We start from the raw sequence: 23938 nt of genomic DNA, 5'->3' as shown, positions 1-23938 counted from the left end.
ATAGAGAGCCCGGCGAGCCGTCGGGATCGTGGAGAATTGAGTTATGGGGTTTGATCAGATTCGTCAGCGCCGTTTGTCTGACGATATTGTCGAGCGGCTTGAAGGCATGATCCTTGAGGGCACGCTGAAGTCGGGTGAGCGGCTGCCCGCCGAGCGGACCCTGGCCGAGCAGTTCGGTGTGTCACGCCCCTCGTTGCGTGAAGCGATCCAGAAGCTGACGGCCAAAGGCTTGTTGATCAGTCGCCAGGGCGGCGGCAACTATGTGGTGGAGTCGCTGGGCTCGACGTTCAGTGATCCGCTGCTGCAACTGTTGGAAAGCAACCCCGAAGCACAGCGCGATTTGCTGGAGTTCCGTCACACGCTGGAGGCTTCCTGCGCTTATTACGCGGCACTGCGGGCCACGGAGGTGGATCGCGAGCGGCTGACGGCGGCGTTCGACGAACTGCAGGATTGTTACTCGCGCCACGACGAGGTCAGTCGGGCGGAGGAGGGCGCGGCGGATGCCCGATTCCATCTGGCGATCGCCGAGGCCAGCCATAATGCGGTACTGCTGCACACCATTCGTGGCTTGTTCGACCTGCTCAAGCGCAACGTCGTCACCAATATCGGCGGCATGTATAAGCAGCGCAGTGAGACCCGCGACATGCTGATCAGCCAGCATCGGGAGTTGTACCAGGCCATTATGGATGGGCATGCCGAACAGGCGCGGGAAGTTTCCAGCCGACATATCTTGTATGTGCAGGAAGTCTTGGAAGAGGTGCGTCAGGAAGTACAGCGCGTGGCGCGGGCGGAGCGGCGTAAAGGGATGTAATCGCGCCGGTGGCCCCCTGTGGGAGCGAGCCTGCTCGCGAAAGCGGTCTGTCTGACACATCACTGTCGCATGTGCCACCGTCATCGCGAGCAAGCTCGGCTCCCACAGTGGATCTTCAGTGAACACAGGATCTGTGTATTGCCGGGATCTGGTGTGGGAGCGGGCTTGCTCGCGAAAGCGGTCTCAAGGACGAAAGAATCAGTCTTCCTTGCCCTTGTTGCGCACCGCGCGCTGCAGCTCGCGGCCGGCATCGCGTTCGCGCTCGGTATCGCGCTTGTCGTACTCCTTCTTGCCCTTGCCCAGCGCAATTTCGCACTTGATCAAGTGCTTGCTCCAGTACAACGACGTGCAGACGCAGGTGTAGCCCTTCTGCTGCACGGAGGCGAAGAGCTTTTCCAGCTCGCGCTTGTTGAGCAGCAGCTTGCGCGAACGCACGGGATCGGCGATGACATGGGTGCTGGCGGTGGTCAGCGGCGTGATATGACTGCCCAGCAGCCAGGCTTCGCCGTCCTTGAGCAAGACATAACTGTCGACCAGTTGCGCCTTGCCGGCACGCAAGCTCTTTACTTCCCAGCCGGCCAGGACCATGCCAGCCTCGAAACGTTGTTCGATGAAGTAATCGTGTCGCGCCTTTTTGTTTTGCGCGATGGTCCCTGTGGGGTGTTTCTTCTGTTTAGCCATAGGGGCGGCATTATAGGCAGTTGCGTGCGTGTCGGCTACGGTGAAGCTGCGTGCTTGAGCACGTTGAGTGAATCCCGGACAATGCGGCCTCTTTTTTGAACGCTTGGGCGTGATCACGATGTCGACAGACAAGGTTTCTGTCCACGGCAGTTGGGCTAGCCGCTGGGTCTTCATATTCGCGGCGACCGGTTCCGCCGTGGGGCTGGGTAGTATCTGGAAGTTTCCATACATGGTCGGCGTCTACGGTGGCGGTGCCTTCGTATTGATGTTCCTGGCCTGCATCGCCCTGATCGGCGCGCCGGTCATGCTGGCGGAGACACTGATCGGCCGTCGCGCCCGGCAAAGCCCGGCCAACGCGCTGAAGGTGTTGGCCGTGGAGGCAGGACACTCGCCGAAGTGGTCCTGGGGTGCGTTCGCCGGGATGATCACGGCACTGTTGATCTTGTCCTTCTATAGCGTGGTCGGTGGCTGGTCGCTGGACTACATCATCGACATGGGGCGAGGCGATTTCCAGGGGGCGACGCCTGATCAGGTCGGCGCTTACTTCGGCAATGTGATCGCCGACCCTTGGAGACTCACGCTTTGGCACACGCTTTTCATGGTGCTTTCCGCCGTGGTGATAGCCCGGGGCGTGGTGGCAGGGCTTGAGCGCAGCCTGCGGATCATGATGCCCTTGCTTTTCGTGATGATCCTGGTCCTGCTGGGCTACAGCATGACGACCGGACACTTCATGGAAGGCGTGCATTTCATGTTCGACTTCAAGCCGGAAAAAGTCATGGATGGCCTGCTACCGGCCATGGGGCACGCGTTCTTTTCCCTCAGTGTCGGGGTCGGTTCGATCATGATCTACGGCGCCTACATGCCGAAAAATGCGTCGCTGACCAGGACTGTTGTCGGTGTTGCGCTGCTGGATACCTTCGTGTCGCTGCTGGCGGGCGTGGCATTGTTTCCGATTGTGTTTGCCGCCGGCCTGAACCCCAGCGAAGGGCCGGGGCTGATGTTCGTCAGCCTGCCATTTGCTTTCGGTAGCATGGCGTTCGGCCAAGTCATGGGCGTGGTGTTTTTTGTCCTGGTGGCGATTGCCGCCTGGAGTTCGGCCATCTCTCTGCTTGAACCCATGGTGGCCTATCTGGTCGAGCGCACCCGCTTGAGTCGCGCCTGGGTCACGTTCTGGCTGGCTTTCACTTGCTGGTTCGTGGGCTTGGGCACGGTGTTTTCCTTCAATATATGGAAGCAGGCGAAGTTTTTCGTGAACGAAGACGGGCTGTTCCATCTCTACCAGTGGGGAGCAACCGGAGGGCTGGATTTCTTTGGCGTGATTGATTTCTTCACATCTCGGATCATGCTTCCACTGGGAGGTCTGTGTTTCGTGGTGTTTGCAGGGTGGATCATGGGGCGTGAAGCCGTGCGTGATGAGTTGTCGCTGCGCAGTCCTGTATTGTTCGCCTTGAGCCTGTTCTTGATGCGCTATGTGGCGCCCATTGGCATTCTCGTAGTGTTTGCCGCCCAGCTGTGGAAGTGACGCTTACATGACGACACATATTCAACGCTCGGCCTTGCTGCCCTACCCGGCGCAGGCGCTTTACGACTTGGTCAATGATGTGGCGAGTTATCCGGAGTTCCTGCCTTGGTGCTCGTCTGCCGAGGTGCTCGAGAGCTCCGAAACCCATATGCGCGCCAGCCTCAACGTCGCCAAGGGCGGCCTGAGCCAGCATTTTGTTACTCGAAATACCTTGGTGCCTGGCCAGTCCATCGAAATGAACCTTGAAGAAGGGCCATTCAACCAGCTCCATGGTGTATGGGTGTTCAAGCCGCTTGGCGAGAAAGCCTGCAAGATCAGCCTGGACCTTTCATTTGACTACGCCGGTCCGTTGGTACGAGCAACATTGGGACCGCTGTTCAACCAGGCCGCCAATACCCTGGTCGATGCGTTCTGTCAGCGCGCCAAGCAGAACGCAGAGCTCAAGCGTTGATCGAGATAGAAGTGGTGTACGCCTCGGTGGATCGCCAGGTCTTGCGCACCTGCAGGGTGCAGGAAGGCACCAGTGTTCGCGCAGCGCTGGTGGCGTCGGGGATTGCCGACGTATTCCCGGAGCTGGACCTGGCAACTTGCCCGGTGGGGATTTTTGGCAAGGTGGTTGCCGATCTGGATAACCAAGTGGTGCGAGCGGCCGATCGATTGGAAATTTATCGACCTTTATTGGCTGATCCGAAGGAAATTCGCCGCCTGCGCGCGGCCAAGGCTGCCCAGGCGCGACAATCGGAGCAATAACCTGGCCGGAATCGCAGGCAAGAAAAAACCCGGCATGCCGGGTTTTTTTCTTGTCGCGATTTATTGCGGCGACGTATCCAGAGGCTCCGGAGTCGGGACCGGTACGGTCTCGACGTTGTCCACGTCCTTCTGGATCTGGTCCAGCAACGAACCTGGCTTGACCGGCTTTTCCGGTTTCGGCTGTTCGGCATTCTGGGCCGGGTCGGTCACGGTGGTGCCGCTGTCCTTGCCCATGATGGCCTCGTCGCGGCTCACACCAGGCATGAAATCGCCCGACAGGCTGACAAGTTGGTCGTCAGGGCTGAAGATGACGCTGATGCGTTCCTGCTGGCGCTCACCGCCGCCTGGCTGCAAGCTGTACAGATAATCCCAGCGATCGGCATGGAACGTGTCGGTCAGCAGAGGGTTACCCATGATAAACCGTACTTGCCGGCGGGTCATTCCCGGGCGTAACTGGTCTATCATGTCCTGCGTGACGACATTGCCCTGCTGGATGTCGATTTTGTAAACCCCGGGGAATGAACAACCGGCGAGTGCGAGCAGTCCCACAAAGGTGAAACTGGTTAGCAAGAGCTTGGTGTTTTGCATCGGTGGGCGACTTCCACTATCTTGGCTGGGACAACGTAAACGCCGATCATACCCGCATTAAGAGAAGCTGCGAAGCAGCATCGCGAGAAAGCTGACCATGGTTGAAAATAGCGAACTACGCAAAGCCGGCCTCAAAGTGACCCTGCCACGGGTCAAGATTCTACAAATGCTCGATTCCGCCGAGCAACGCCACATGAGCGCCGAGGATGTCTACAAGGCGCTGATGGAGGCTGGTGAGGACGTCGGTCTGGCCACGGTTTACCGTGTCCTGACCCAGTTCGAGGCAGCTGGCCTTGTGGTGCGACACAACTTCGACGGAGGCCATGCGGTCTTCGAACTGGACGACGGCAAGCATCACGACCATATGGTCAACGTCGAGACCAGTGAAGTCATCGAATTCTTCGACGAAGAAATCGAGCGGCTGCAGAAAGCAATCGTCGACAAGTATGGCTTCGAGATGGTTGATCACAATCTTGTGCTGTACGTACGCAAGAAAAAGTAAGCATGTCGCGCGGACTTAAGGTTCGCGAAACGAACGAAGGCGACCCCAGGGTCGCCTTCGTGCTTTCTGCCGTTCTCAGTTTTTCGCGGTAACGACCATTTTTTTCGCGTGGGCCAGGGATTCCTTGGTGAGGTCGATCCCGCCCAGCATTCGTGCCACTTCTTCTACACGCTCGTTTTTGTTGAGCTTCGACACGGCGGTGCGAGTCGCGTCCTCGCCACGCACCTTGTGTACAAATAAATGCTGGTGCCCTTGGGCGGCGACCTGGGGCAGGTGAGTGACGGTCAACACCTGGCCACGCTCGCCCAGTCGGCGGAGCAATTGGCCGACAATTTCCGCTGTCGGGCCACCGATGCCCACGTCCACTTCGTCGAACACTAGTGTCGGTACGCGGGAGGTCTGCGCGGTGATGACCTGGATGGCCAGGCTGATTCGTGACAATTCACCGCCGGAGGCGACTTTGGCCAGGCCCTTGAGTGGTTGCCCGGGGTTGGCGCTGACCAGCAATTCCACCTGTTCCAGCCCATTGGGTTGGAGTTCGTCGCCGGCGTTGGGGCGCAATTCGATGGTGAAGCGTCCACCGGGCATGCCCAGGCGTTGGATTTCCTGCTCTACGGCACTGGCCAGCCCTGTCGCGGCTTGGCGTCGCAGCTCGCTGAGCTCTTTGGCCTTTTCCTGATAATGACGGGCATAAGAAGCCAATTCGTCCCCGAGGCGCTCGATGGACTCGTCGTTGGCGTTCAGGGTCTCGAGTTCTTCCAGCAACCGCTGTTGGAGTTCGGCAACCTCGGTCGGCTGGATGCGGTGTTTGCGCGCCAGTGTATAGATAGTGTCCAGGCGCTCTTCCAGGTATTGCAGGCGTGCCGGGTCGGCGTCGAAATGATCGAGGAAGCGATTCAGTTCCCCAACGGCTTCCTCGACCTGGATCTGCGCGCTCGTCAGCAGGTTGGTCGCTTCGCTCAGGGCGCCCACCGAATTGTTCACGCTGGACAACCGGTTCAGGCTCCCTGTCAGCGCATTGAGCACGTTGCCCGAATCGCTCTCGCTGCATTGCTCGACCACCTGGCGGCAGATGCCCAGCAGGGTTTCGGCGTTGGTCAGGTTCTTGTGTTCCTGCTCCAGTTCTTCCAGTTCATTTTCACCCAGGGCCAGGTTCTCCAGTTCTTCGAGCTGGTAGCTCAATAGCTGGTGACGGGCGCGCTGTTCGTCGCCGGAATTGGAGAGGCGATCCAGTTCCTGCCGGGTCTGGCGCCAACGCTGGGCGGCCAGTTGGACTTGCCGGGCCAGGTCGGTAGCGCCGGCGTATTCATCCAGCAGGCGACGATGGGTGTCGGTCTTGAGCAGGGATTGATGTTCGTGCTGACTGTGGATGTCGATCAGCAACTCGCCGAGGGCCTTGAGGTCGCCCAGCGGGCAGGGCGTGCCGTTGATGTAGCCTCGGGAGCGGCCTTCGGCGGTGATGACCCGGCGCAGGATGCACAGGCCATCGGTGTCCAGGTCGCGTTCGGCCAGCCAGGCGCTGGCCTCGGGGATATCGACCAGGTCGAAGGTCGCCAGGATGTCGGCCTTGTCCGCTCCGGGGCGCACCACGCCACTGTCGGCGCGGTCGCCCAGGGTCAGGCCCAGGGCGTCGAGCATGATCGATTTGCCCGCGCCGGTTTCACCGGTGATCACGCTCATGCCTCGATCGAGTTCGAGGTCGAGGTGTTCGACAATGGCGTAGTTGTGTACGGACAGGTGCACCAGCATAAGGCCGCTCCCAGGCTTTAGGTCTGGTTATTTATACAGTGTTTTGTTTCGGCCTGACAATGCCCAAGCTTAGCTCGATTTGCTTGGGAAAATGATTTTCTTAGCGCGGCACGGAATGATTATGCGGCTGCTTTTTGTAAGGTTAATTCGTCAGATGACCCTTGAAGCTGGAAAACCCGGCCCCATATACCGGGGCAGAAGCGCGAGTCGAGCTCGCGGACGAAGTTGAAAGGAGAAATCTCTATGGCTGACGAACAGACGCAGGACACGCAAAATCTAGACGCCAATCAGGCTTCCCAGGATTCCGGTGAAGACCTGTCGGCACGTGTACAAGTGCTCGAGGAGCAACTGGCCGGTGCGCAGGACCAGGCGTTGCGTGTAGCCGCCGACCTGCAGAATGTCCGCCGTCGCGCCGAGCAAGATGTAGAAAAGGCCCATAAATTCGCCCTGGAGCGTTTCGCCGGCGACCTGCTGCCGATCATCGACAGCCTGGAGCGCGGCCTGGAGCTGTCCAATCCGGATGACGAAAACATCCGTCCGATGCGCGAAGGCATCGAGCTGACCCTGAAAATGTTCCAGGACACCCTCAAGCGTTATCAGCTCGAAGCCCTGGATCCCCATGGCGAGCCCTTCAACGCCGAGCATCACCAGGCCATGGCGATGCAGGAAAGTGCTGACGTCGAGCCAAACAGCGTCCTGAAGGTTTTCCAGAAAGGCTACCTGCTCAACGGCCGCCTGCTGCGTCCGGCCATGGTCGTGGTCAGCAAGGCGCCGGCACCGGTTTCGCCTTCTATTGATGAGCAGGCTTGAAATCGGGCGCAGCGGCCCCATCTATAAGTCAAGCGTTTAAGTGCTACCGCGGTTAGCCACCACTGCTGCGGCAACAAAATCCAAGTTCCGGGAGAGTTAACATGGGCAAGATTATCGGCATCGACCTGGGGACCACCAACTCGTGCGTCTCCGTGCTGGAAAACGGCAAGGCCAAAGTTATTGAAAACGCTGAAGGCGCGCGCACCACGCCGTCGATCATTGCGTACGCCAATGATGGCGAGATTCTGGTTGGCCAGTCGGCCAAGCGTCAGGCAGTGACCAATCCGCATAACACCCTGTACGCGGTGAAGCGTCTGATCGGTCGCAAGTTCGACGAAGAAGTCGTTCAGAAAGACATCAAGATGGTGCCTTACAAAATCGCCAAGGCTGACAACGGCGACGCCTGGGTTGAAGTGAACGGCCAGAAAATGGCGCCGCCACAGATCTCGGCCGAGATCCTCAAGAAAATGAAGAAAACCGCCGAAGACTACCTCGGCGAAGCGGTGACCGAGGCGGTCATCACGGTTCCTGCCTATTTCAACGACAGCCAGCGCCAGGCGACCAAAGACGCCGGCCGCATCGCGGGCCTGGACGTAAAACGTATCATCAACGAACCGACCGCGGCCGCTCTGGCCTACGGCATGGACAAGGCCAAGGGCGATCACACCGTGATCGTTTACGACCTGGGTGGCGGTACCTTCGACGTTTCCGTGATCGAAATCGCTGAAGTCGACGGCGAGCACCAGTTCGAAGTACTGGCAACCAACGGTGACACGTTCCTCGGTGGTGAGGACTTCGACATCCGCCTGATCGACTACCTCGTCGACGAGTTCAAGAAAGAAAGCGGCATGAACCTCAAGGGTGACCCGCTGGCGATGCAGCGCCTGAAAGAAGCCGCTGAAAAAGCCAAGATCGAACTGTCCTCGAGCCAGTCGACCGACGTGAACCTGCCGTACATCACCGCAGACGCCACCGGTCCTAAGCACTTGAACGTAAAAATCTCCCGCGCCAAGCTCGAAGCGCTGGTGGAAGACCTGGTTCAGCGCACCATCGAACCTTGCCGCATTGCCATGAAAGACGCCGGTATCGACGTTGGCTCGATCAACGACGTGATCCTGGTGGGCGGCCAGACCCGTATGCCGCTGGTCCAGAAGCTGGTGACCGACTTCTTCGGCAAAGAAGCCCGTAAGGACGTGAACCCGGACGAAGCCGTTGCCATGGGTGCTGCCATCCAGGGCGCCGTTCTGGCCGGTGACGTGAAGGACGTTCTGCTGCTCGACGTCAGCCCGCTGACCCTGGGTATCGAAACCATGGGTGGCGTGATGACCGCGCTGATCGAGAAAAACACCACGATTCCTACCAAGAAATCCCAAGTGTTCTCGACGGCCGACGACAACCAGGGCGCCGTGACCATCCACGTGCTGCAAGGTGAGCGCAAGCAAGCTGCCCAGAACAAGTCCCTGGGCAAGTTCGACCTGGCCGAGATCCCGCCAGCACCACGTGGCGTGCCGCAAATCGAAGTGACCTTCGACATCGACGCCAACGGCATCCTGCACGTTGGTGCGAAAGACAAGGCCACCGGCAAGACCCAGTCGATCGTGATCAAGGCCAACTCCGGCCTGTCCGAGGAAGAAATTCAGCAGATGGTTCGCGACGCTGAAGTCAACGCCGAGGAAGACCGCAAGTTCGAAGAGCTGGCCAGCGCCCGTAACCAAGGCGATGCCCTGGTGCACTCGACCCGCAAGATGATCGCCGATGCTGGCGAGAAAGTGACCGCGGAAGAGAAAACCGCCATCGAAGCGGCCGTGGTTGCCCTGGAAGCCGCTGTGAAAGGCGACGACAAGGCGGCCATCGAGGCGAAGATCGAAGAGCTGTCGAAGGTCTCCGCACCTGTGGCTCAGAAGATGTACGCCGAGCAGGCCCAGCCTGCCGAAGGCGCGGCTGCGCAGGGCGAATCGGCCGAGAAAGCCGACGACGTCGTCGACGCCGAGTTCGAAGAAGTGAAAGACCACAAGTAATCGCTTGTTGGTCGGCCGGTTGACTGCGTTTGTGCGGTGGCTGGTAGGATGTCGCCGCGCGGGAGCTTGCTCCCGCGTTGGCGTGTCTGGAGGCAACGAATTTTTTACAGCATGCGACAAAGCTCGGGTGCTGACGGCGTGTTCGGGAATGCTCCTGCTTTCCGGCGATGGACGCCGCGTTTTGGCCGGGTACCTGGCTGAAAGTTTACAACCAGGATCGTTGAATTGACGTGAGTTGGGTCCGGGCCTGCATTGGGGCTCAACGAGTTTGGCAAGGTTCAGGAGAGGTTTGCCGGACGTCCTATAAGAGTGCAAAGACTAATGGCGAAGCGTGATTTTTACGAAGTATTGGGTGTTGAGCGGGGAGCCAGCGAGGCGGAGCTGAAGAAGGCTTATCGTCGCCTGGCGATGAAGCACCACCCGGACCGTAATCCCGGCGACAAAGCGTCGGAAGAGATGTTCAAGGAAGCCAACGAGGCTTACGAAGTCCTGTCCGATTCCAGTAAGCGCGCGGCCTACGACCAGTACGGGCATGCCGGTGTCGACCCGAGCATGGGTGGCGGCGGTGCCGGTTTCGGCGGCCAGAACTTCTCCGATATTTTCGGTGATGTGTTCAGCGATTTCTTCGGCGGCGGTCGCGGCGGTGCCCGTGGTGGCGCCCAGCGTGGCAGTGACCTGCGCTACACGCTGGAGCTGAATCTGGAAGAAGCGGTGCGCGGTACCACCGTCAATATCCGCGTGCCGACACTGGTCAACTGCAAGCCGTGTGATGGCTCGGGTGCCAAGAAGGGCTCCTCGCCCGTGACCTGCCCGACCTGCGGCGGCATTGGCCAGGTTCGCATGCAGCAGGGCTTCTTCTCGGTCCAGCAGACCTGCCCGCGTTGCCATGGCCAAGGCAAGATCATTTCCGATCCGTGTGACTCCTGCCATGGAGAAGGGCGTGTCGAAGAGTACAAGACGCTGTCGGTCAAGGTGCCGGCCGGTGTCGACACCGGTGATCGCATTCGCCTGTCTGGCGAGGGCGAGGCGGGTGCCCAGGGTGGCCCGACTGGCGACTTGTACGTGGTCATCAACGTCCGCGAACACGCGATTTTCCAGCGCGATGGCAAGCACCTGTTTTGCGAAGTGCCGATCAGCTTCGTCGATGCGGCCTTGGGTGGCGAGCTTGAAATCCCCACCCTCGACGGTCGCGTCAAGCTGAAAATCCCCGAAGGCACGCAGACCGGCAAGCAGTTCCGGATCCGTGGCAAAGGCGTCGCGCCAGTGCGTGGCGGTGGTGCAGGCGACCTGATGTGTCGCGTAGCGGTGGAAACGCCGGTCAACCTGGGGCGTCGTCAGCGTGAACTGTTGGAAGAGTTCCGCAACTCCCTGGCCGATGACAACAGCCACTCACCGAAAACCACCGGTTGGTTCGAAGGCGTGAAGCGCTTCTTCGGCGACCTGTAAGGAGTTCGCATGCGACGTATAGCTGTGATGGGCGCTGCGGGGCGCATGGGCAAGGCGCTGGTCGAGGCGGTGCAGCAGCGCTCGCCGCTCTCCGGCCTCACGGCGGCCATCGTTCGGCCCGACAGTACGCTGGTGGGCGCCGATGCTGGCGAGCTGGCATCGTTGGGACGTATCGGCGTGCCGATGTCCGGCGGCCTGGAGAAGGTGCTCGACGAGTTCGACGTGCTCATCGACTTCACCCTGCCGGAGGTGATGCTGAAAAACCTGGCGATCTGCCGCAAGCATGGCAAGGCCATGGTGATCGGTACGACCGGGCTGGATGCGACGCAGAAGCAATTGTTGGCCGATGCCGGCAAGGACATCCCGATCGTATTCGCGGCGAACTTCAGCGTGGGCGTGAACCTGTCGCTCAAACTGCTGGATCTGACGGCCCGGGTGTTGGGTGACGATGCCGATATCGAAATCATCGAGGCTCATCACCGGCACAAGATCGACGCGCCGTCGGGGACAGCCTTGCGCATGGGTGAAGTGATTGCCGATGCGCTGGGGCGTGATCTGCAGAAGGTCGCCGTGTATGGGCGTGAAGGGCACACCGGTGCCCGTGAGCGTGACACCATCGGTTTCGCCACGGTGCGTGGTGGCGATGTGGTGGGCGACCACACCGTGCTGTTCGCCACTGAAGGCGAGCGACTGGAGATCACCCACAAGGCGTCGAGCCGGATGACCTTCGCCAAGGGCGCGGTACGTGCCGCGCTGTGGCTGGATGGTCGCGAGCCTGGTTTGTACGACATGCAGGACGTTCTCGACCTGCGTTGATGCCATTAAGGGCGGGGTTCAGGTTATACTGAGCCCCGTTTTACACCGCTTCGCGACGACCTGTCGCATTCCCCTGCCTTTAAGGCTCATTAGCGGTGGACCAAAAAACCCTTTTTCTGTAAGCTACAGCTTTAGTGTGTCCACTAAAAGCGCGCAGAATAATTCAGTGAACAAGCGGGGTGACGTGTCCATACGTCACTCCGCTTTTTTACAACCTGCGATCGCCCTTTCAGGCTTTATTTACGGGAGGTCTTCTTGACTAAGCCAGCCATACTCGCCCTTGCTGATGGCAGCATTTTTCGCGGCGAAGCCATTGGAGCCGACGGTCAGACCGTTGGTGAGGTGGTGTTTAACACCGCAATGACCGGCTATCAGGAAATTCTTACCGATCCTTCCTACGCCCAGCAAATCGTTACCCTGACTTACCCGCACATCGGCAACACCGGCACCACGCCGGAAGACGCCGAGTCCGATCGTGTCTGGTCCGCCGGCCTGGTCATCCGTGACTTGCCGCTGGTAGCGAGCAACTGGCGTAACACGATGTCCCTGTCCGACTACCTGAAAGCCAACAACGTCGTGGCGATCGCTGGTATCGACACCCGCCGCCTGACCCGCATCCTTCGGGAAAAAGGCGCTCAGAACGGCTGCATCATGGCCGGCGACAACATTTCCGAAGAAGCCGCCATCGCCGCTGCCCAGGGTTTCCCTGGCCTCAAGGGCATGGACCTGGCGAAAGTCGTCAGCACCCAGAAACAATACGAATGGCGCTCCACGGTCTGGGACCTGAAGACCGACAGTCACGCGACGATCGAGGCTTCCGAGCTGCCGTATCACGTGGTGGCGTACGACTACGGCGTCAAGCTGAATATCCTGCGCATGCTGGTCGAGCGTGGCTGCCGCGTCACCGTGGTACCGGCGCAAACCCCGGCCGCCGACGTCCTGGCCCTCAAGCCCGACGGCGTGTTCCTGTCCAACGGCCCGGGCGACCCGGAGCCTTGCGACTACGCGATCCAGGCGATCAAGGACGTGCTGGAAACCGAGATCCCGGTATTCGGTATCTGCCTCGGTCACCAGTTGCTGGCCCTCGCTTCGGGCGCCAAGACCCTGAAAATGGGTCACGGCCACCACGGTGCGAACCACCCGGTCCAGGACCTGGACACCGGCGTAGTGATGATTACCAGCCAGAACCACGGTTTTGCCGTGGATGAAGCGACCCTGCCGGCCAACGTTCGCGCGATTCACAAATCGCTGTTCGACGGCACGCTGCAAGGTATCGAGCGTACCGACAAGAGCGCGTTCAGCTTCCAGGGCCACCCTGAAGCGAGCCCGGGCCCGAACGATGTGGCGCCGCTGTTCGATCGCTTCATCAACGAGATGGCCAAGCGACGCTGACCGCGCGAAGCCCGAGGGCGGCCCCGAACGCGGTGGCCCCCTCGGGCGCTTCAAAGATTGTTCGACGGCCTAGCCGACTGACCTGCGGATTTGAGTGACAAACCCATGCCAAAACGTACAGACATAAAAAGCATCCTGATTCTCGGCGCTGGCCCGATCGTGATCGGCCAGGCTTGCGAATTCGACTACTCCGGCGCCCAGGCCTGTAAAGCCCTGCGCGAAGAGGGCTACCGCGTCATCCTGGTGAACTCCAACCCGGCCACCATCATGACCGACCCGGCCATGGCCGACGCCACCTACATCGAGCCGATCAAGTGGCAGACCGTCGCCAAGATCATCGAGAAGGAGCGCCCGGACGCGCTGCTGCCGACCATGGGGGGCCAGACCGCGCTGAACTGCGCACTGGACCTGGAGCGCGAAGGCGTCCTGGAAAAATTCGGTGTGGAAATGATCGGCGCCAATGCCGACACCATCGACAAGGCCGAAGACCGTTCGCGCTTCGACAAGGCGATGAAGTCCATCGGCCTGGACTGCCCACGCTCGGGCATCGCCCACAGCATGGAAGAGGCCAACGCCGTCCTGGAACGCCTCGGCTTCCCGTGCATCATCCGTCCGTCCTTCACCATGGGCGGCACCGGTGGTGGCATCGCCTACAACCGTGAAGAATTCGAAGAAATCTGCGCCCGTGGTCTCGACTTGTCGCCGACCAAGGAACTGCTGATCGACGAATCCCTGATCGGCTGGAAAGAATACGAAATGGAAGTTGTCCGCGACAAAAAGGACAACTGCATCATCGTCTGCTCCATCGAGAACTTCGACCCGATGGGCGTGCACACCGGTGACTCGATCACCGTTGCACCGGCCCAGACCCTGACCGACAAGGAATACCAGATCCTGCGTAACGCCTCCCTGGCGGTACTGCGTGAGATCGGCGTGGAAACCGGCGGCTCCAACGTCCAGTTCGGCATCTGCCCGAACACCGGGCGCATGGTGGTCATCGAGATGAACCCGCGGGTATCCCGTTCGTCGGCCCTGGCCTCCAAGGCCACCGGTTTCCCGATCGCCAAGGTCGCCGCCAAGCTGGCCGTGGGCTACACCCTGGACGAGCTGTCGAACGACATCACCGGCGGCAAGACCCCGGCGTCCTTCGAACCGTCCATCGACTACGTTGTCACCAAGCTGCCACGCTTCGCCTTCGAGAAGTTCGCCAAGGCCGATGCCCGCCTGACCACCCAGATGAAGTCGGTCGGTGAAGTCATGGCCATCGGCCGGACCTTCCAGGAATCCCTGCAGAAAGCCCTTCGCGGCCTGGAAGTGGGTGTCTGTGGTCTCGATCCGAAGCTGGATCTGAACGACCCGGAAAGCATGAGCGTGCTCAAGCGCGAGCTGACCGTGCCGGGTGCCGAGCGTATCTGGTACGTGGCCGATGCCTTCCGCGCCGGCATGACCGTCGAGCAGATCTTCGGCATGAACATGATCGACCCTTGGTTCCTGGTCCAGATCGAAGATCTGATCAAGGAAGAAGAGAAGGTCAAGACCCTGGGCATGTCCAGCATCAACCGCGACACGATGTTCCGCCTCAAGCGCAAAGGCTTCTCCGACATGCGCCTGGCCAAGCTGCTGGGTGTGACCGAGAAGAGCCTGCGTGCTCATCGGCACAAGCTGGAAGTGTTCCCGGTCTACAAGCGCGTCGACACCTGCGCGGCCGAGTTCGCCACCGACACCGCCTACCTGTACTCCACGTACGAAGAAGAGTGCGAAGCCGCGCCATCGACCCGGGACAAGATCATGATCCTGGGTGGCGGTCCTAACCGGATCGGCCAGGGCATCGAGTTCGACTACTGCTGCGTACACGCGGCACTGGCCCTGCGCGACGACGGTTACGAGACCATCATGGTCAACTGCAACCCGGAAACCGTGTCCACCGACTACGACACCTCCGATCGCCTGTACTTCGAGCCAGTGACCCTGGAAGACGTGCTGGAAATCGTCCGCGTCGAGAAGCCAAAAGGCGTGATCGTCCAGTACGGCGGCCAGACCCCACTGAAACTGGCTCGCGCCCTTGAAGCCGCCGGCGTGCCGATCATCGGTACCAGCCCGGATGCCATCGACCGCGCCGAAGACCGTGAGCGCTTCCAGCAGATGGTCGAGCGCCTGAACTTGCGCCAGCCGCCAAACGCCACCGTGCGCAGCGAAGACGAAGCGATTCGTGCCGCCGCCAAGATCGGTTATCCGCTGGTGGTGCGTCCGTCCTATGTGCTGGGCGGTCGTGCGATGGAAATCGTCTACCAGGAAGACGAACTCAAGCGTTACCTGCGCGAAGCGGTCCAGGTGTCCAACGACAGCCCGGTGCTGCTGGATCACTTCCTCAACTGCGCCATCGAGATGGACGTGGATGCGGTCAGCGACGGCAAGGACGTGGTGATCGGCGCGATCATGCAGCACATCGAGCAGGCTGGTGTTCACTCCGGTGACTCCGCCTGTTCGCTGCCGCCGTACTCGCTGCCGGCGCACATCCAGGACGAGATGCGCGAGCAGGTCAAGAAAATGGCCCTGGAACTGGGTGTCATCGGCCTGATGAACGTGCAACTGGCCTTGCAAGGCGAAGATATCTACGTCATCGAAGTCAACCCACGCGCTTCCCGTACCGTGCCGTTCGTTTCCAAGTGCATCGGTGTTTCCCTGGCGATGATCGCGGCGCGCGTCATGGCTGGCAAAACCCTGAAAGAGCTGAACTTCACCAAGGAAATCATCCCGAACTTCTACAGTGTGAAAGAGGCGGTGTTCCCGTTCGCCAAGTTCCCTGGCGTAGACCCGATCCTCGGCCCTGAGATGAAGTCCACCGGTGAAGTGATGGGCGTGGGCGATACCTTCGGTGAAGCCTTCGCCAAGGCCCAGATGGGCGCCAGCGAAGTGTTGCCGACTGGCGGCACGGCGTTCATCAGTGTGCGTGATGACGACAAGCCGCTGGTTGCAGGCGTAGCCCGTGATCTGATCAACTTGGGCTTCGAAGTGGTCGCCACTGCCGGTACTGCCAAGCTGATCGAAGCGGCGGGCCTGAAAGTGCGCCGCGTGAACAAGGTGACCGAGGGCCGTCCGCACGTGGTCGATATGATCAAGAATGACGAAGTCACGCTGATCATCAACACCACCGAAGGTCGTCAATCGATCGCCGATTCCTATTCCATTCGTCGCAATGCGCTGCAGCACAAGATCTACTGCACCACGACCATTGCTGCGGGCGAAGCGATCTGCGAAGCGCTCAAGTTCGGTCCCGAGAAGACCGTGCGTCGCTTGCAGGATCTACATGCAGGATTGAAGGCATGAGCATAACCAAGTACCCGATGACTGTTCAGGGCGCGAAGGCTCTGGAAGAAGAACACGCTTTCCTGACCAAGGTCGAGCGCCCGCGCTTGAGCCAGGCTATCGGTGAAGCGCGTGAGCTGGGCGACCTGAAGGAAAACGCCGAATACCACGCTGCCCGAGAGGAGCAGGGGATGGTCGAGGCGCGTGTCCGTGACATCGAAGGCCGCATGCAGAATGCGGTGATCATCGATGTCACGACGATTCCGCACACCGGCAAGGTCATTTTTGGCACCACGGTGGAGATCGCTAACGTCGAGACCGATGAAAGCGTGACCTACCAGATCGTTGGCGAGGACGAGGCAGACATCAAGCTCGGCAAGATTTCCGTCGGTTCACCCATTGCTCGCGCCTTGATTGCCAAGGAAGAGGGTGATGTGGTTGCGGTGAAGACGCCGGGTGGTGTCATCGAGTATGAGATTGTCGAAGTCCGTCACATCTGAACGAAGGCGCCCGCTGCGAGCCGGCGCCATGATCTGGCAGCTCACCCAGATGTTATGGGTGGGCGGCATCTGGTTGTTGCACATTGGTTTGCTGCCGGTGCTGGGTCGAGTCGGCCTGGCACCGCTGCTCATCGATGAAATCGCCGGCATGCTGACGGCGCTGCTGGTGGCGTTTTCCGCGGCGTGCGTGATGTTTCAGGCTTTGGTGCTGGTTCAGGCTGAAGGCCTTGCCAGTCTATGGCGCGACATTCGTGGGCAGTTGCTGCTCATGTCGATGTATGCGTGCGGGATGTTCTTTGCGGTGCATCTCGGCTGGCCGGATGCGAGCCAGTGGCAGGTATTCAGTTACCTGGTGCTGGGCTTTTCCGGTTTGGTGCTGGTGTTGCAGCCGGTTCCCGGGTGGAGCGGCAGGGTGTGCGAGGCACACCCTTGACCCTTTGACATCACTTGAAGCGGTGAACGTTCGACAGTTGCTTGTTGACGCTGAAGTTCTTGCGATAAATCAGCGCCATCTTGCCGATGACCTGCACCAGGTCTGCCTTGCCGGTCTTGCACAGTTCGGCAACGGCAGCCAGGCGGGCTTCGCGATCGAGGATGTTGAGCTTGATCTTGATCAGCTCGTGATCGCCCAAGGCGCGTTCCAGTTCGGCGAGTACACCTTCAGTCAAACCGTTGTCAGCCACAGTCAAAACCGGTTTCAGATGGTGGCCAATGGATTTGTATTGTTTCTTCTGCTCTTGAGTGAGCGGCATAATCTGACCCCTGCGTCTGATCTTGTAAAAAGCGGCGGCCAGTTTACCCGAGCAAGTCCGGGACCGCCCACTTAATCACGACCCGTTTTATTTTTGAGGTGGCCCGTGGCCCGTTCCAAGACAAGTCTTAAATGGCTGCAAGAGCATTTCAACGACCCATTCGTGAAAATGGCGCAAAAGGACGGGTATCGTTCCCGTGCCAGCTACAAGCTGCTGGAGATTCAGGAAAGAGACCGTTTGATCCGTCCAGGCATGAGCGTGATCGACTTGGGCGCCGCCCCGGGTGGCTGGTCCCAAGTGACCAGTCGTCTGATTGGTGGGCAAGGCACATTGATCGCTTCCGATATCCTGGAAATGGACAGCATCCCGGATGTGACCTTCATTCAGGGCGACTTTACCGAGGACGCCGTGCTGGCGCAGATCCTTGAAGCGGTTGGAAAAAACGAGGTGGACCTTGTGATTTCCGATATGGCCCCCAATATGAGTGGATTGGCATCTGTTGATATGCCGCGATCGATGTTCCTGTGCGAGTTGGCGCTGGATCTTGCGACTCGGGTGTTGAAGCCAGGTGGTGATTTTTTGATCAAGGTCTTCCAGGGTGAAGGCTTCGACGAATATCACAAGAGCGTGCGCAAGCAGTTCGAGAAGGTCACGACGCGCAAGCCGAAATCATCGCGTGATCGTTCCCGTGAGCAGTACCTGCTAGGCCGTGGTTTCCGTGGTCGCAGTGAGGAATAAGAGGTTTTTCGACCGGGGCGATAGGTTTTTCGTATTTCGTCCCGTGAGCATTAGCGAATAATGTGTAGAAAGTGTTTCACAAAGGGTTACAGACGGCGCCTGCCAGAGTCGTAGGTAATGTAGTAAGTTAGGCCGGTGAATATCATGCGAAGCGCGCGCCAGTAGCGGAGCTTGCTTCAGAGGGTAGTTAATTGAACGATATGGCAAAGAATCTGATCCTGTGGTTGATCATCGCCGCTGTCCTGGTGACCGTGATGAACAACTTCTCCAGTCCTAACGAGCCGCAGACCCTCAACTATTCCGACTTCATCCAGCAGGTCAAGGATGGCAAGGTCGAGCGTGTAGCCGTTGATGGCTATGTGATTACCGGCAAGCGCACCGATGGCGACAGCTTCAAGACCATTCGTCCGGCAATCCAGGACAATGGCTTGATCGGTGACCTGGTGGACAACCATGTCGTGGTCGAAGGCAAGCAGCCTGAGCAGCAAAGCATCTGGACCCAGCTCCTGGTCGCCAGCTTCCCGATCCTGGTGATCATCGCCGTGTTCATGTTCTTCATGCGCCAGATGCAGGGCGGCGGTGGAGGCAAGGGCGGGCCGATGAGCTTTGGCAAGAGCAAGGCCCGGCTGCTGTCCGAAGACCAGGTGAAAACCACCTTGGCCGACGTCGCAGGTTGCGACGAAGCCAAGGAAGAAGTCGGCGAGCTGGTTGAATTCCTGCGCGATCCGGGCAAGTTCCAGCGCCTGGGCGGTCGTATTCCTCGTGGCGTGCTGATGGTCGGCCCGCCCGGTACCGGTAAAACCTTGCTGGCCAAGGCGATTGCCGGTGAAGCCAAGGTGCCGTTCTTCACAATTTCCGGTTCCGACTTCGTCGAAATGTTCGTCGGCGTGGGCGCCAGTCGTGTCCGGGACATGTTCGAACAGGCCAAGAAGCACGCACCCTGCATTATCTTCATCGACGAAATCGACGCCGTCGGTCGCCATCGTGGCGCCGGCATGGGTGGCGGTCACGACGAGCGTGAACAGACCCTCAACCAGTTGCTGGTCGAGATGGACGGTTTTGAAATGAACGACGGCATCATTGTGATTGCCGCCACCAACCGTCCTGACGTACTTGACCCTGCGCTGCTGCGTCCAGGTCGTTTCGACCGCCAGGTCGTGGTGGGGTTGCCGGACATTCGTGGTCGCGAGCAGATCCTCAAGGTCCATATGCGCAAGGTGCCAATGGGTGACGACGTTGCTCCGGCCGTCATCGCGCGTGGTACGCCGGGCTTCTCCGGTGCTGACCTGGCGAACCTGGTCAACGAAGCGTCGCTCTTTGCTGCTCGCACTGGCAAGCGCGTCGTGGAAATGAAGGAGTTCGAGCTGGCCAAGGACAAGATCATGATGGGCGCGGAGCGCAAATCCATGGTCATGTCGGAGAAAGAAAAGCAGAACACCGCGTATCACGAGGCGGGCCACGCGATCGTCGGTCGTGTCGTGCCCGAGCATGATCCGGTCTACAAAGTCTCGATCATCCCGCGCGGTCGTGCCCTGGGCGTGACCATGTTCCTGCCGGAAGAGGATCGCTACAGCCTGTCCAAGCGCGCATTGATCAGCCAGATCTGTTCGCTGTACGGCGGTCGTATCGCTGAAGAGATGACGCTGGGCTTCGACGGTGTGACCACGGGGGCGTCCAACGACATCATGCGCGCCAGCCAGATCGCCCGGAACATGGTCACCAAGTGGGGCCTGTCCGAGAAGTTGGGGCCGCTGATGTACGCCGAGGAAGAGGGCGAGGTGTTCCTCGGTCGTGGTGGCGGTGGCCAGCATGCAAGCTTCTCCGGCGAGACGGCCAAGCTGATCGACTCCGAAGTGCGCAGCATCATCGACCAGTGTTATGGCACTGCCCGGCAGATTCTCACGGACAACCGTGACAAGCTCGATGCCATGGCCGATGCCCTGATGAAGTATGAAACCATCGATGCCGAGCAGATCGACGACATCATGGCGGGGCGCGAGCCTCGTGAACCGCGTGACTGGTCGGGCGGCGGTACCGGTACTTCCGGCACGCCACCGGCGGTACAGGGTGAGCGTCCGGAAACACCGATTGGCGGCCCGGCCGCTGATGTCTAAGGCTTGAAATGACTTCTGTTCAGTCCTCGACCCGGTTGCCTTGCGGCAACCGGGTTCTTGATTTGGCCCATGCACATGTCATGGGCATTCTCAATGTCACCCCTGATTCCTTTTCCGATGGTGGTCGATTCAGCCAGCTCGATGCTGCACTGCGGCATGCCGAGGCCATGGTGGCCGCCGGCGCAACGCTGATCGATGTGGGGGGCGAATCGACTCGGCCGGGCGCGCGGGCGGTCTCGCCTACCGAGGAATTGGAGCGGGTGGCGCCGATTGTCGAGCGCATCCATCGCGAGCTCGATGTCATTATCTCGGTCGATACATCCACGCCTGCGGTCATGCGCGAAACTGCACGGCTGGGGGCGGGCCTGATCAATGATGTTCGATCCTTGCAGCGCGATGGTGCCCTGGATGCTGCGGCGGACACGGGGTTGCCGGTGTGCCTGATGCATATGCTCGGCGAACCGGGGACCATGCAGAACGACCCGCACTATGATGACGTCACCCGGGAAGTGGGTGAGTTCCTCGTGGCGCGTCTGGGCCAGTGTGCTGCCGTGGGCATCCCTGCCGAGCGGATCATTCTTGATCCCGGGTTCGGCTTTGCCAAGACACTGGCGCACAACCTGAGCCTGTTTAAACATATGGAAGCCTTGCATGCCCTGGGGCGGCCCCTGTTGGTCGGGGTCTCGCGAAAGAGCATGATAGGCAATGCCTTGGGTCGCCCGGTGGGCGAGCGCCTGTATGGCGGTCTCGCCCTGGCGGCCTTGGCCCTTGGTAAAGGTGCACGCATATTGCGCGTGCACGATGTGGCCGAAACGATGGATGTCGTGCGGATGATCGCAGCTGTGGATTCAGCCGAATAAGAATGACGGAGCACTTATGAGCAAGAAATATTTTGGCACCGACGGTATTCGTGGTCGGGTCGGCGAATACCCCATTACCCCTGATTTCATGCTCAAGCTCGGCTGGGCGGCCGGCATGGCGTTCCGCAAGATGGGCGCCTGCAAGGTGTTGGTGGGCAAGGACACGCGAATTTCCGGCTACATGTTCGAATCAGCCCTCGAAGCCGGCCTGACATCGGCGGGCGCCGATGTGATGCTGCTCGGCCCGATGCCGACGCCAGCCATCGCCTACCTGACCCGTACGTTCCAAGGCCAGGCAGGCATCGTGATCAGTGCCTCGCACAACCCCCATGATGACAACGGCATCAAGTTCTTCTCCGGCCAGGGTACCAAGCTGCCGGATGATATTGAGCTGATGATCGAAGAGCTGCTGGACACCCCGATGACGGTGGTCGAGTCGAGCAAGATCGGCAAGGTGTCGCGGATCAACGATGCGTCGGGTCGCTACATCGAGTTCTGCAAAGGCAGTGTGCCGACCGGCACCAGTTTTTCTGGCCTGAAAATCGTTGTCGATTGCGCCCACGGGGCAACCTATAAGGTCGCGCCGAGCGTCTTTCGCGAACTGGGCGCCGAAGTGGTGGTGCTGTCCGCCCAGCCCAATGGCCTGAACATCAACCACAACTGTGGTTCCACCCATACCGAGGCGTTGCAGGCTGCGGTGCTAGCCGAGCAGGCTGATCTGGGCATCGCCTTCGATGGTGACGGTGATCGGGTCCTGATGGTTGATCACACCGGCACGGTTGTCGATGGTGACGAGCTGCTGTTCATCATTGCTCGCGACCTGCATGGGCGTGGCAAGCTGCAGGGCGGCGTGGTCGGCACGTTGATGAGTAACCTTGGGCTGGAACTGGCCCTGGCGGACTTGGATATCCCGTTCGTGCGGGCCAATGTGGGCGACCGCTACGTGATCTCGGAGTTGCTGGAGCGCAACTGGGTGATCGGGGGCGAGAACTCCGGCCACATCGTGTGCTTCGACCACACCACCACCGGTGATGCGATCATCGCGGCCTTGCAGGTGCTGATGGCACTCAAGGCGCGCAACGAGGGGCTCGCACAATCGCGCCAGGCGTTGCGCAAATGCCCGCAAGTGTTGATCAATGTACGTTTCGGTGGCGGTGTAAACCCTCTCGAGCATGCGAAGGTCAAGCAGGCCAGCGAGCGTGTAACGCAAGCGATGGCGGGGCGTGGACGCGTGTTGTTGCGCAAGTCCGGCACAGAGCCGTTGGTGCGTGTCATGGTCGAAGGCGAGGATGAAGCGCAAGTTCGCGGTTATGCCGAAGAGCTGGCAAAACTGGTTACTGAAGTTTCTGCCTGAATTCGGCTTGCCAGTCATGAATCCGTTGGGTAACATCTGCGCCCACTTTGACCGACGAGGTACAGCATGCGTCGCCCTATGGTAGCTGGTAACTGGAAGATGCACGGTACCCGCGCCAGCGTCGCTGAGCTGATCAATGGCCTTCGTCATCTGGCCTTGCCAAGCGGTGTTGATGTCGCGGTTTTCCCGCCTTGCTTGTATATCAATCAAGTGATTGATGGCTTGAAGGGCAAGTCGATTTCGGTCGGCGCGCAGAACTCTGCGATGGAAGCCATGCAAGGTGCGTTGACCGGTGAGATTGCACCGAGTCAATTGGTGGATGCAGGTTGTTCCCTGGTCCTGGTCGGGCACTCCGAGCGTCGCCAGATCATGGGTGAGCAGGACAAGACCTTGATCCGCAAATTTGCTGCGGCCCAGGCCTGTGGTCTGACTCCGGTGTTGTGCATAGGGGAAACCCGCGAGCAGCGTGAGGCCGGCAAGACCCTTGAGGTTGTCGAGCGTCAGCTGGGCAGCATCATCGAGGAGCTGGGTGTCGGTGCTTTTGCAAAGGCGATCATTGCTTACGAGCCAGTCTGGGCCATCGGCACTGGGCTGACTGCTTCGCCGCAACAGGCGCAGGATGTGCACGCAGCCATCCGCGCGCAGTTGGCGGCAGAGAATTCTGAAGTGGCACGAGGTGTGCGGCTTCTATACGGCGGCAGCGTGAAGGCGGCCAATGCGGTCGAACTGTTCGGCATGCCGGATATCGATGGGGGGCTCATTGGTGGAGCGTCCCTGAATGCAGATGAGTTCGGTGCGATCTGTCGCGCCGCGGGAAACTGAAAAAATGCTGGAAACAGTCGTAGTCGTTTTTCATCTGCTGGGTGCACTGGGCGTAGTTGCTCTCGTATTGCTGCAGCAGGGTAAAGGTGCGGATGCTGGTGCGTCTTTCGGTGCAGGTGCTTCAAATACTGTGTTCGGAAGCCAAGGTTCCTCTACCTTTCTCAGTAAGTTTACTGCTATACTTGCCGCCGGTTTCTTCATAACCAGCTTAGGGTTAGGTTACTTTGCTAAAGAGAAAGCTCACGAGCTGACTCAAGTAGGTCTGCCAAACCCAGCGGTATTGGAAGCGCCAAAGCAACAACCGGCTTCTGATGATGTCCCGGTGCTTCAAGAGCAAAAGTCGGCCAACCCGGCGACTGACGTGCCTCCAGCTCAAGAGCAGAAGTAAGAAGGTTTCAAACGCTGTA

At 59.7% G+C, this 23938-nt stretch carries 23 protein-coding genes; 19 read left to right on the top strand and 4 right to left on the bottom strand.

Going from position 1 to position 23938, the window contains the following annotated elements:
* Positions 1–43 precede the first annotated feature (43 nt).
* Positions 44–811: an FCD domain-containing protein gene (locus HU715_RS25300; protein WP_186705975.1), complete on the top strand. Its 768-nt coding sequence runs from the start codon at positions 44–46 to the stop codon at positions 809–811.
* Positions 812–1009: 198 nt separating this feature from the next.
* On the opposite strand, the gene smpB is transcribed toward HU715_RS25300, so the two are convergent.
* Positions 1010–1492, bottom strand: coding sequence for an SsrA-binding protein SmpB (gene smpB, locus HU715_RS25295; protein ID WP_042730880.1), 483 nt, complete (start codon positions 1490–1492; stop codon positions 1010–1012).
* 118 nt (positions 1493–1610) lie between these two features.
* On the opposite strand from smpB, the gene HU715_RS25290 reads away from it, so the two are divergent.
* Genes HU715_RS25290 through HU715_RS25280 form a run of 3 tightly spaced genes read left to right on the top strand, consistent with a single transcriptional unit; the run spans position 1611 to position 3764 of the window.
* Positions 1611–3014: a sodium-dependent transporter gene (locus tag HU715_RS25290; protein WP_186705976.1), complete on the top strand. Its 1404-nt coding sequence runs from the start codon at positions 1611–1613 to the stop codon at positions 3012–3014.
* Between the two features lie 7 nt (positions 3015–3021).
* Positions 3022–3465 (top strand): type II toxin-antitoxin system RatA family toxin, encoded by a 444-nt coding sequence (locus tag HU715_RS25285; RefSeq protein WP_186705977.1) that lies wholly within the window; start codon positions 3022–3024, stop codon positions 3463–3465.
* Entirely contained in the window at positions 3462–3764 is a 303-nt protein-coding gene (locus tag HU715_RS25280; protein ID WP_186705978.1) for an RnfH family protein, read from the top strand. The genes HU715_RS25285 and HU715_RS25280 overlap by 4 nt, the downstream gene beginning before the upstream one ends.
* Positions 3765–3824: 60 nt before the next feature.
* Here HU715_RS25280 and HU715_RS25275 read toward each other — a convergent pair whose 3' ends face one another.
* On the bottom strand, positions 3825–4352 hold the full coding sequence (locus tag HU715_RS25275; RefSeq protein ID WP_014336565.1) for an outer membrane protein assembly factor BamE: 528 nt from the start codon (positions 4350–4352) through the stop codon (positions 3825–3827).
* A 97-nt stretch (positions 4353–4449) separates the two neighbouring features.
* On the opposite strand from HU715_RS25275, the gene fur reads away from it, so the two are divergent.
* Complete coding sequence (fur, locus tag HU715_RS25270) at positions 4450–4854, top strand: ferric iron uptake transcriptional regulator (RefSeq protein WP_003197684.1); 405 nt, start codon at positions 4450–4452, stop codon at positions 4852–4854.
* 75 nt (positions 4855–4929) lie between these two features.
* On the opposite strand, the gene recN is transcribed toward fur, so the two are convergent.
* Complete coding sequence (gene recN, locus HU715_RS25265; protein ID WP_186705979.1) at positions 4930–6603, bottom strand: DNA repair protein RecN; 1674 nt, start codon at positions 6601–6603, stop codon at positions 4930–4932.
* 243 nt (positions 6604–6846) lie between these two features.
* On the opposite strand from recN, the gene grpE reads away from it, so the two are divergent.
* The 8 genes from grpE (at position 6847) to HU715_RS25225 (ending at position 17324) form a co-directional block, all read left to right on the top strand.
* Positions 6847–7413 carry a nucleotide exchange factor GrpE gene (gene grpE / locus HU715_RS25260; RefSeq protein ID WP_186705980.1) on the top strand — a complete coding sequence of 189 codons (567 nt, stop codon included), beginning with the start codon at positions 6847–6849 and terminating at the stop codon, positions 7411–7413.
* A 101-nt stretch (positions 7414–7514) separates the two neighbouring features.
* Positions 7515–9431: a molecular chaperone DnaK gene (gene dnaK, locus HU715_RS25255; protein ID WP_014336568.1), complete on the top strand. Its 1917-nt coding sequence runs from the start codon at positions 7515–7517 to the stop codon at positions 9429–9431.
* Between the two features lie 321 nt (positions 9432–9752).
* Positions 9753–10877, top strand: coding sequence for a molecular chaperone DnaJ (gene dnaJ / locus HU715_RS25250; RefSeq protein WP_039592325.1), 1125 nt, complete (start codon positions 9753–9755; stop codon positions 10875–10877).
* Between the two features lie 9 nt (positions 10878–10886).
* Positions 10887–11693 carry a 4-hydroxy-tetrahydrodipicolinate reductase gene (gene dapB / locus HU715_RS25245; protein ID WP_186705981.1) on the top strand — a complete coding sequence of 269 codons (807 nt, stop codon included), beginning with the start codon at positions 10887–10889 and terminating at the stop codon, positions 11691–11693.
* Positions 11694–11948: 255 nt separating this feature from the next.
* The gene (gene carA, locus HU715_RS25240; RefSeq protein WP_053118343.1) at positions 11949–13085 is read left to right on the top strand and encodes a glutamine-hydrolyzing carbamoyl-phosphate synthase small subunit; all 1137 of its coding nucleotides are present in this window, start codon (positions 11949–11951) and stop codon (positions 13083–13085) included.
* A 105-nt stretch (positions 13086–13190) separates the two neighbouring features.
* The gene (carB, locus tag HU715_RS25235; RefSeq protein WP_186705982.1) at positions 13191–16412 is read left to right on the top strand and encodes a carbamoyl-phosphate synthase large subunit; all 3222 of its coding nucleotides are present in this window, start codon (positions 13191–13193) and stop codon (positions 16410–16412) included.
* Between the two features lie 2 nt (positions 16413–16414).
* Positions 16415–16891, top strand: coding sequence for a transcription elongation factor GreA (gene greA, locus HU715_RS25230; protein ID WP_030139783.1), 477 nt, complete (start codon positions 16415–16417; stop codon positions 16889–16891).
* A 28-nt stretch (positions 16892–16919) separates the two neighbouring features.
* Positions 16920–17324: an MFS transporter gene (locus tag HU715_RS25225; RefSeq protein WP_186706016.1), complete on the top strand. Its 405-nt coding sequence runs from the start codon at positions 16920–16922 to the stop codon at positions 17322–17324.
* Between the two features lie 10 nt (positions 17325–17334).
* Here HU715_RS25225 and HU715_RS25220 read toward each other — a convergent pair whose 3' ends face one another.
* Positions 17335–17643 (bottom strand): YhbY family RNA-binding protein, encoded by a 309-nt coding sequence (locus tag HU715_RS25220; RefSeq protein WP_003177852.1) that lies wholly within the window; start codon positions 17641–17643, stop codon positions 17335–17337.
* A 105-nt stretch (positions 17644–17748) separates the two neighbouring features.
* Here HU715_RS25220 and rlmE point away from each other — a divergent pair, with 105 nt between their 5' ends.
* The 6 genes from rlmE to secG all read left to right on the top strand — a co-directional run bounded on the left by rlmE (position 17749) and on the right by secG (position 23919).
* Positions 17749–18381, top strand: coding sequence for a 23S rRNA (uridine(2552)-2'-O)-methyltransferase RlmE (rlmE, locus tag HU715_RS25215; RefSeq protein ID WP_003177853.1), 633 nt, complete (start codon positions 17749–17751; stop codon positions 18379–18381).
* A 200-nt stretch (positions 18382–18581) separates the two neighbouring features.
* Entirely contained in the window at positions 18582–20495 is a 1914-nt protein-coding gene (ftsH, locus tag HU715_RS25210; RefSeq protein ID WP_053118351.1) for an ATP-dependent zinc metalloprotease FtsH, read from the top strand.
* An 8-nt stretch (positions 20496–20503) separates the two neighbouring features.
* A complete protein-coding gene (gene folP / locus HU715_RS25205) occupies positions 20504–21355 on the top strand; it encodes a dihydropteroate synthase (protein WP_186705983.1) in 852 nt (283 codons plus the stop codon).
* A gap of 16 nt (positions 21356–21371) precedes the next feature.
* The gene (glmM, locus tag HU715_RS25200) at positions 21372–22709 is read left to right on the top strand and encodes a phosphoglucosamine mutase (protein ID WP_186705984.1); all 1338 of its coding nucleotides are present in this window, start codon (positions 21372–21374) and stop codon (positions 22707–22709) included.
* Between the two features lie 66 nt (positions 22710–22775).
* Positions 22776–23531, top strand: a complete 756-nt coding sequence (gene tpiA, locus HU715_RS25195; RefSeq protein ID WP_186705985.1) for a triose-phosphate isomerase — start codon at positions 22776–22778, stop codon at positions 23529–23531.
* A 4-nt stretch (positions 23532–23535) separates the two neighbouring features.
* Complete coding sequence (gene secG, locus HU715_RS25190; protein WP_025211789.1) at positions 23536–23919, top strand: preprotein translocase subunit SecG; 384 nt, start codon at positions 23536–23538, stop codon at positions 23917–23919.
* Positions 23920–23938 lie beyond the last annotated feature (19 nt).

Source organism: Pseudomonas zanjanensis, from assembly GCF_014268745.2.
GTDB classification, from domain to species: Bacteria; Pseudomonadota; Gammaproteobacteria; order Pseudomonadales; family Pseudomonadaceae; genus Aquipseudomonas; species Aquipseudomonas zanjanensis.
The sequence above is the reverse complement of the archived record's forward strand: the minus strand, read 5'-3'. Positions and strand labels throughout refer to the sequence as shown.

Bases quoted from the DNA above. Each gene is read 5' to 3' on its own strand.
- tpiA (WP_186705985.1), top strand. From the start codon at position 22,776: ATGCGTCGCCCTATGGTAGCTGGTAACTGGAAGATGCACGGTACCCGC.
- smpB (WP_042730880.1), bottom strand. From the start codon at position 1,492: ATGGCTAAACAGAAGAAACACCCCACAGGGACCATCGCGCAAAACAAA.
- HU715_RS25290 (WP_186705976.1), top strand. From the start codon at position 1,611: ATGTCGACAGACAAGGTTTCTGTCCACGGCAGTTGGGCTAGCCGCTGG.
- fur (WP_003197684.1), top strand. From the start codon at position 4,450: ATGGTTGAAAATAGCGAACTACGCAAAGCCGGCCTCAAAGTGACCCTG.
- HU715_RS25285 (WP_186705977.1), top strand. From the start codon at position 3,022: ATGACGACACATATTCAACGCTCGGCCTTGCTGCCCTACCCGGCGCAG.
- HU715_RS25300 (WP_186705975.1), top strand. From the start codon at position 44: ATGGGGTTTGATCAGATTCGTCAGCGCCGTTTGTCTGACGATATTGTC.
- folP (WP_186705983.1), top strand. From the start codon at position 20,504: ATGACTTCTGTTCAGTCCTCGACCCGGTTGCCTTGCGGCAACCGGGTT.
- HU715_RS25220 (WP_003177852.1), bottom strand. From the start codon at position 17,643: ATGCCGCTCACTCAAGAGCAGAAGAAACAATACAAATCCATTGGCCAC.
- ftsH (WP_053118351.1), top strand. From the start codon at position 18,582: ATGGCAAAGAATCTGATCCTGTGGTTGATCATCGCCGCTGTCCTGGTG.
- dnaJ (WP_039592325.1), top strand. From the start codon at position 9,753: ATGGCGAAGCGTGATTTTTACGAAGTATTGGGTGTTGAGCGGGGAGCC.
- dnaK (WP_014336568.1), top strand. From the start codon at position 7,515: ATGGGCAAGATTATCGGCATCGACCTGGGGACCACCAACTCGTGCGTC.
- grpE (WP_186705980.1), top strand. From the start codon at position 6,847: ATGGCTGACGAACAGACGCAGGACACGCAAAATCTAGACGCCAATCAG.
- HU715_RS25275 (WP_014336565.1), bottom strand. From the start codon at position 4,352: ATGCAAAACACCAAGCTCTTGCTAACCAGTTTCACCTTTGTGGGACTG.
- secG (WP_025211789.1), top strand. From the start codon at position 23,536: ATGCTGGAAACAGTCGTAGTCGTTTTTCATCTGCTGGGTGCACTGGGC.
- dapB (WP_186705981.1), top strand. From the start codon at position 10,887: ATGCGACGTATAGCTGTGATGGGCGCTGCGGGGCGCATGGGCAAGGCG.
- recN (WP_186705979.1), bottom strand. From the start codon at position 6,603: ATGCTGGTGCACCTGTCCGTACACAACTACGCCATTGTCGAACACCTC.
- HU715_RS25225 (WP_186706016.1), top strand. From the start codon at position 16,920: ATGATCTGGCAGCTCACCCAGATGTTATGGGTGGGCGGCATCTGGTTG.
- glmM (WP_186705984.1), top strand. From the start codon at position 21,372: ATGAGCAAGAAATATTTTGGCACCGACGGTATTCGTGGTCGGGTCGGC.
- carB (WP_186705982.1), top strand. From the start codon at position 13,191: ATGCCAAAACGTACAGACATAAAAAGCATCCTGATTCTCGGCGCTGGC.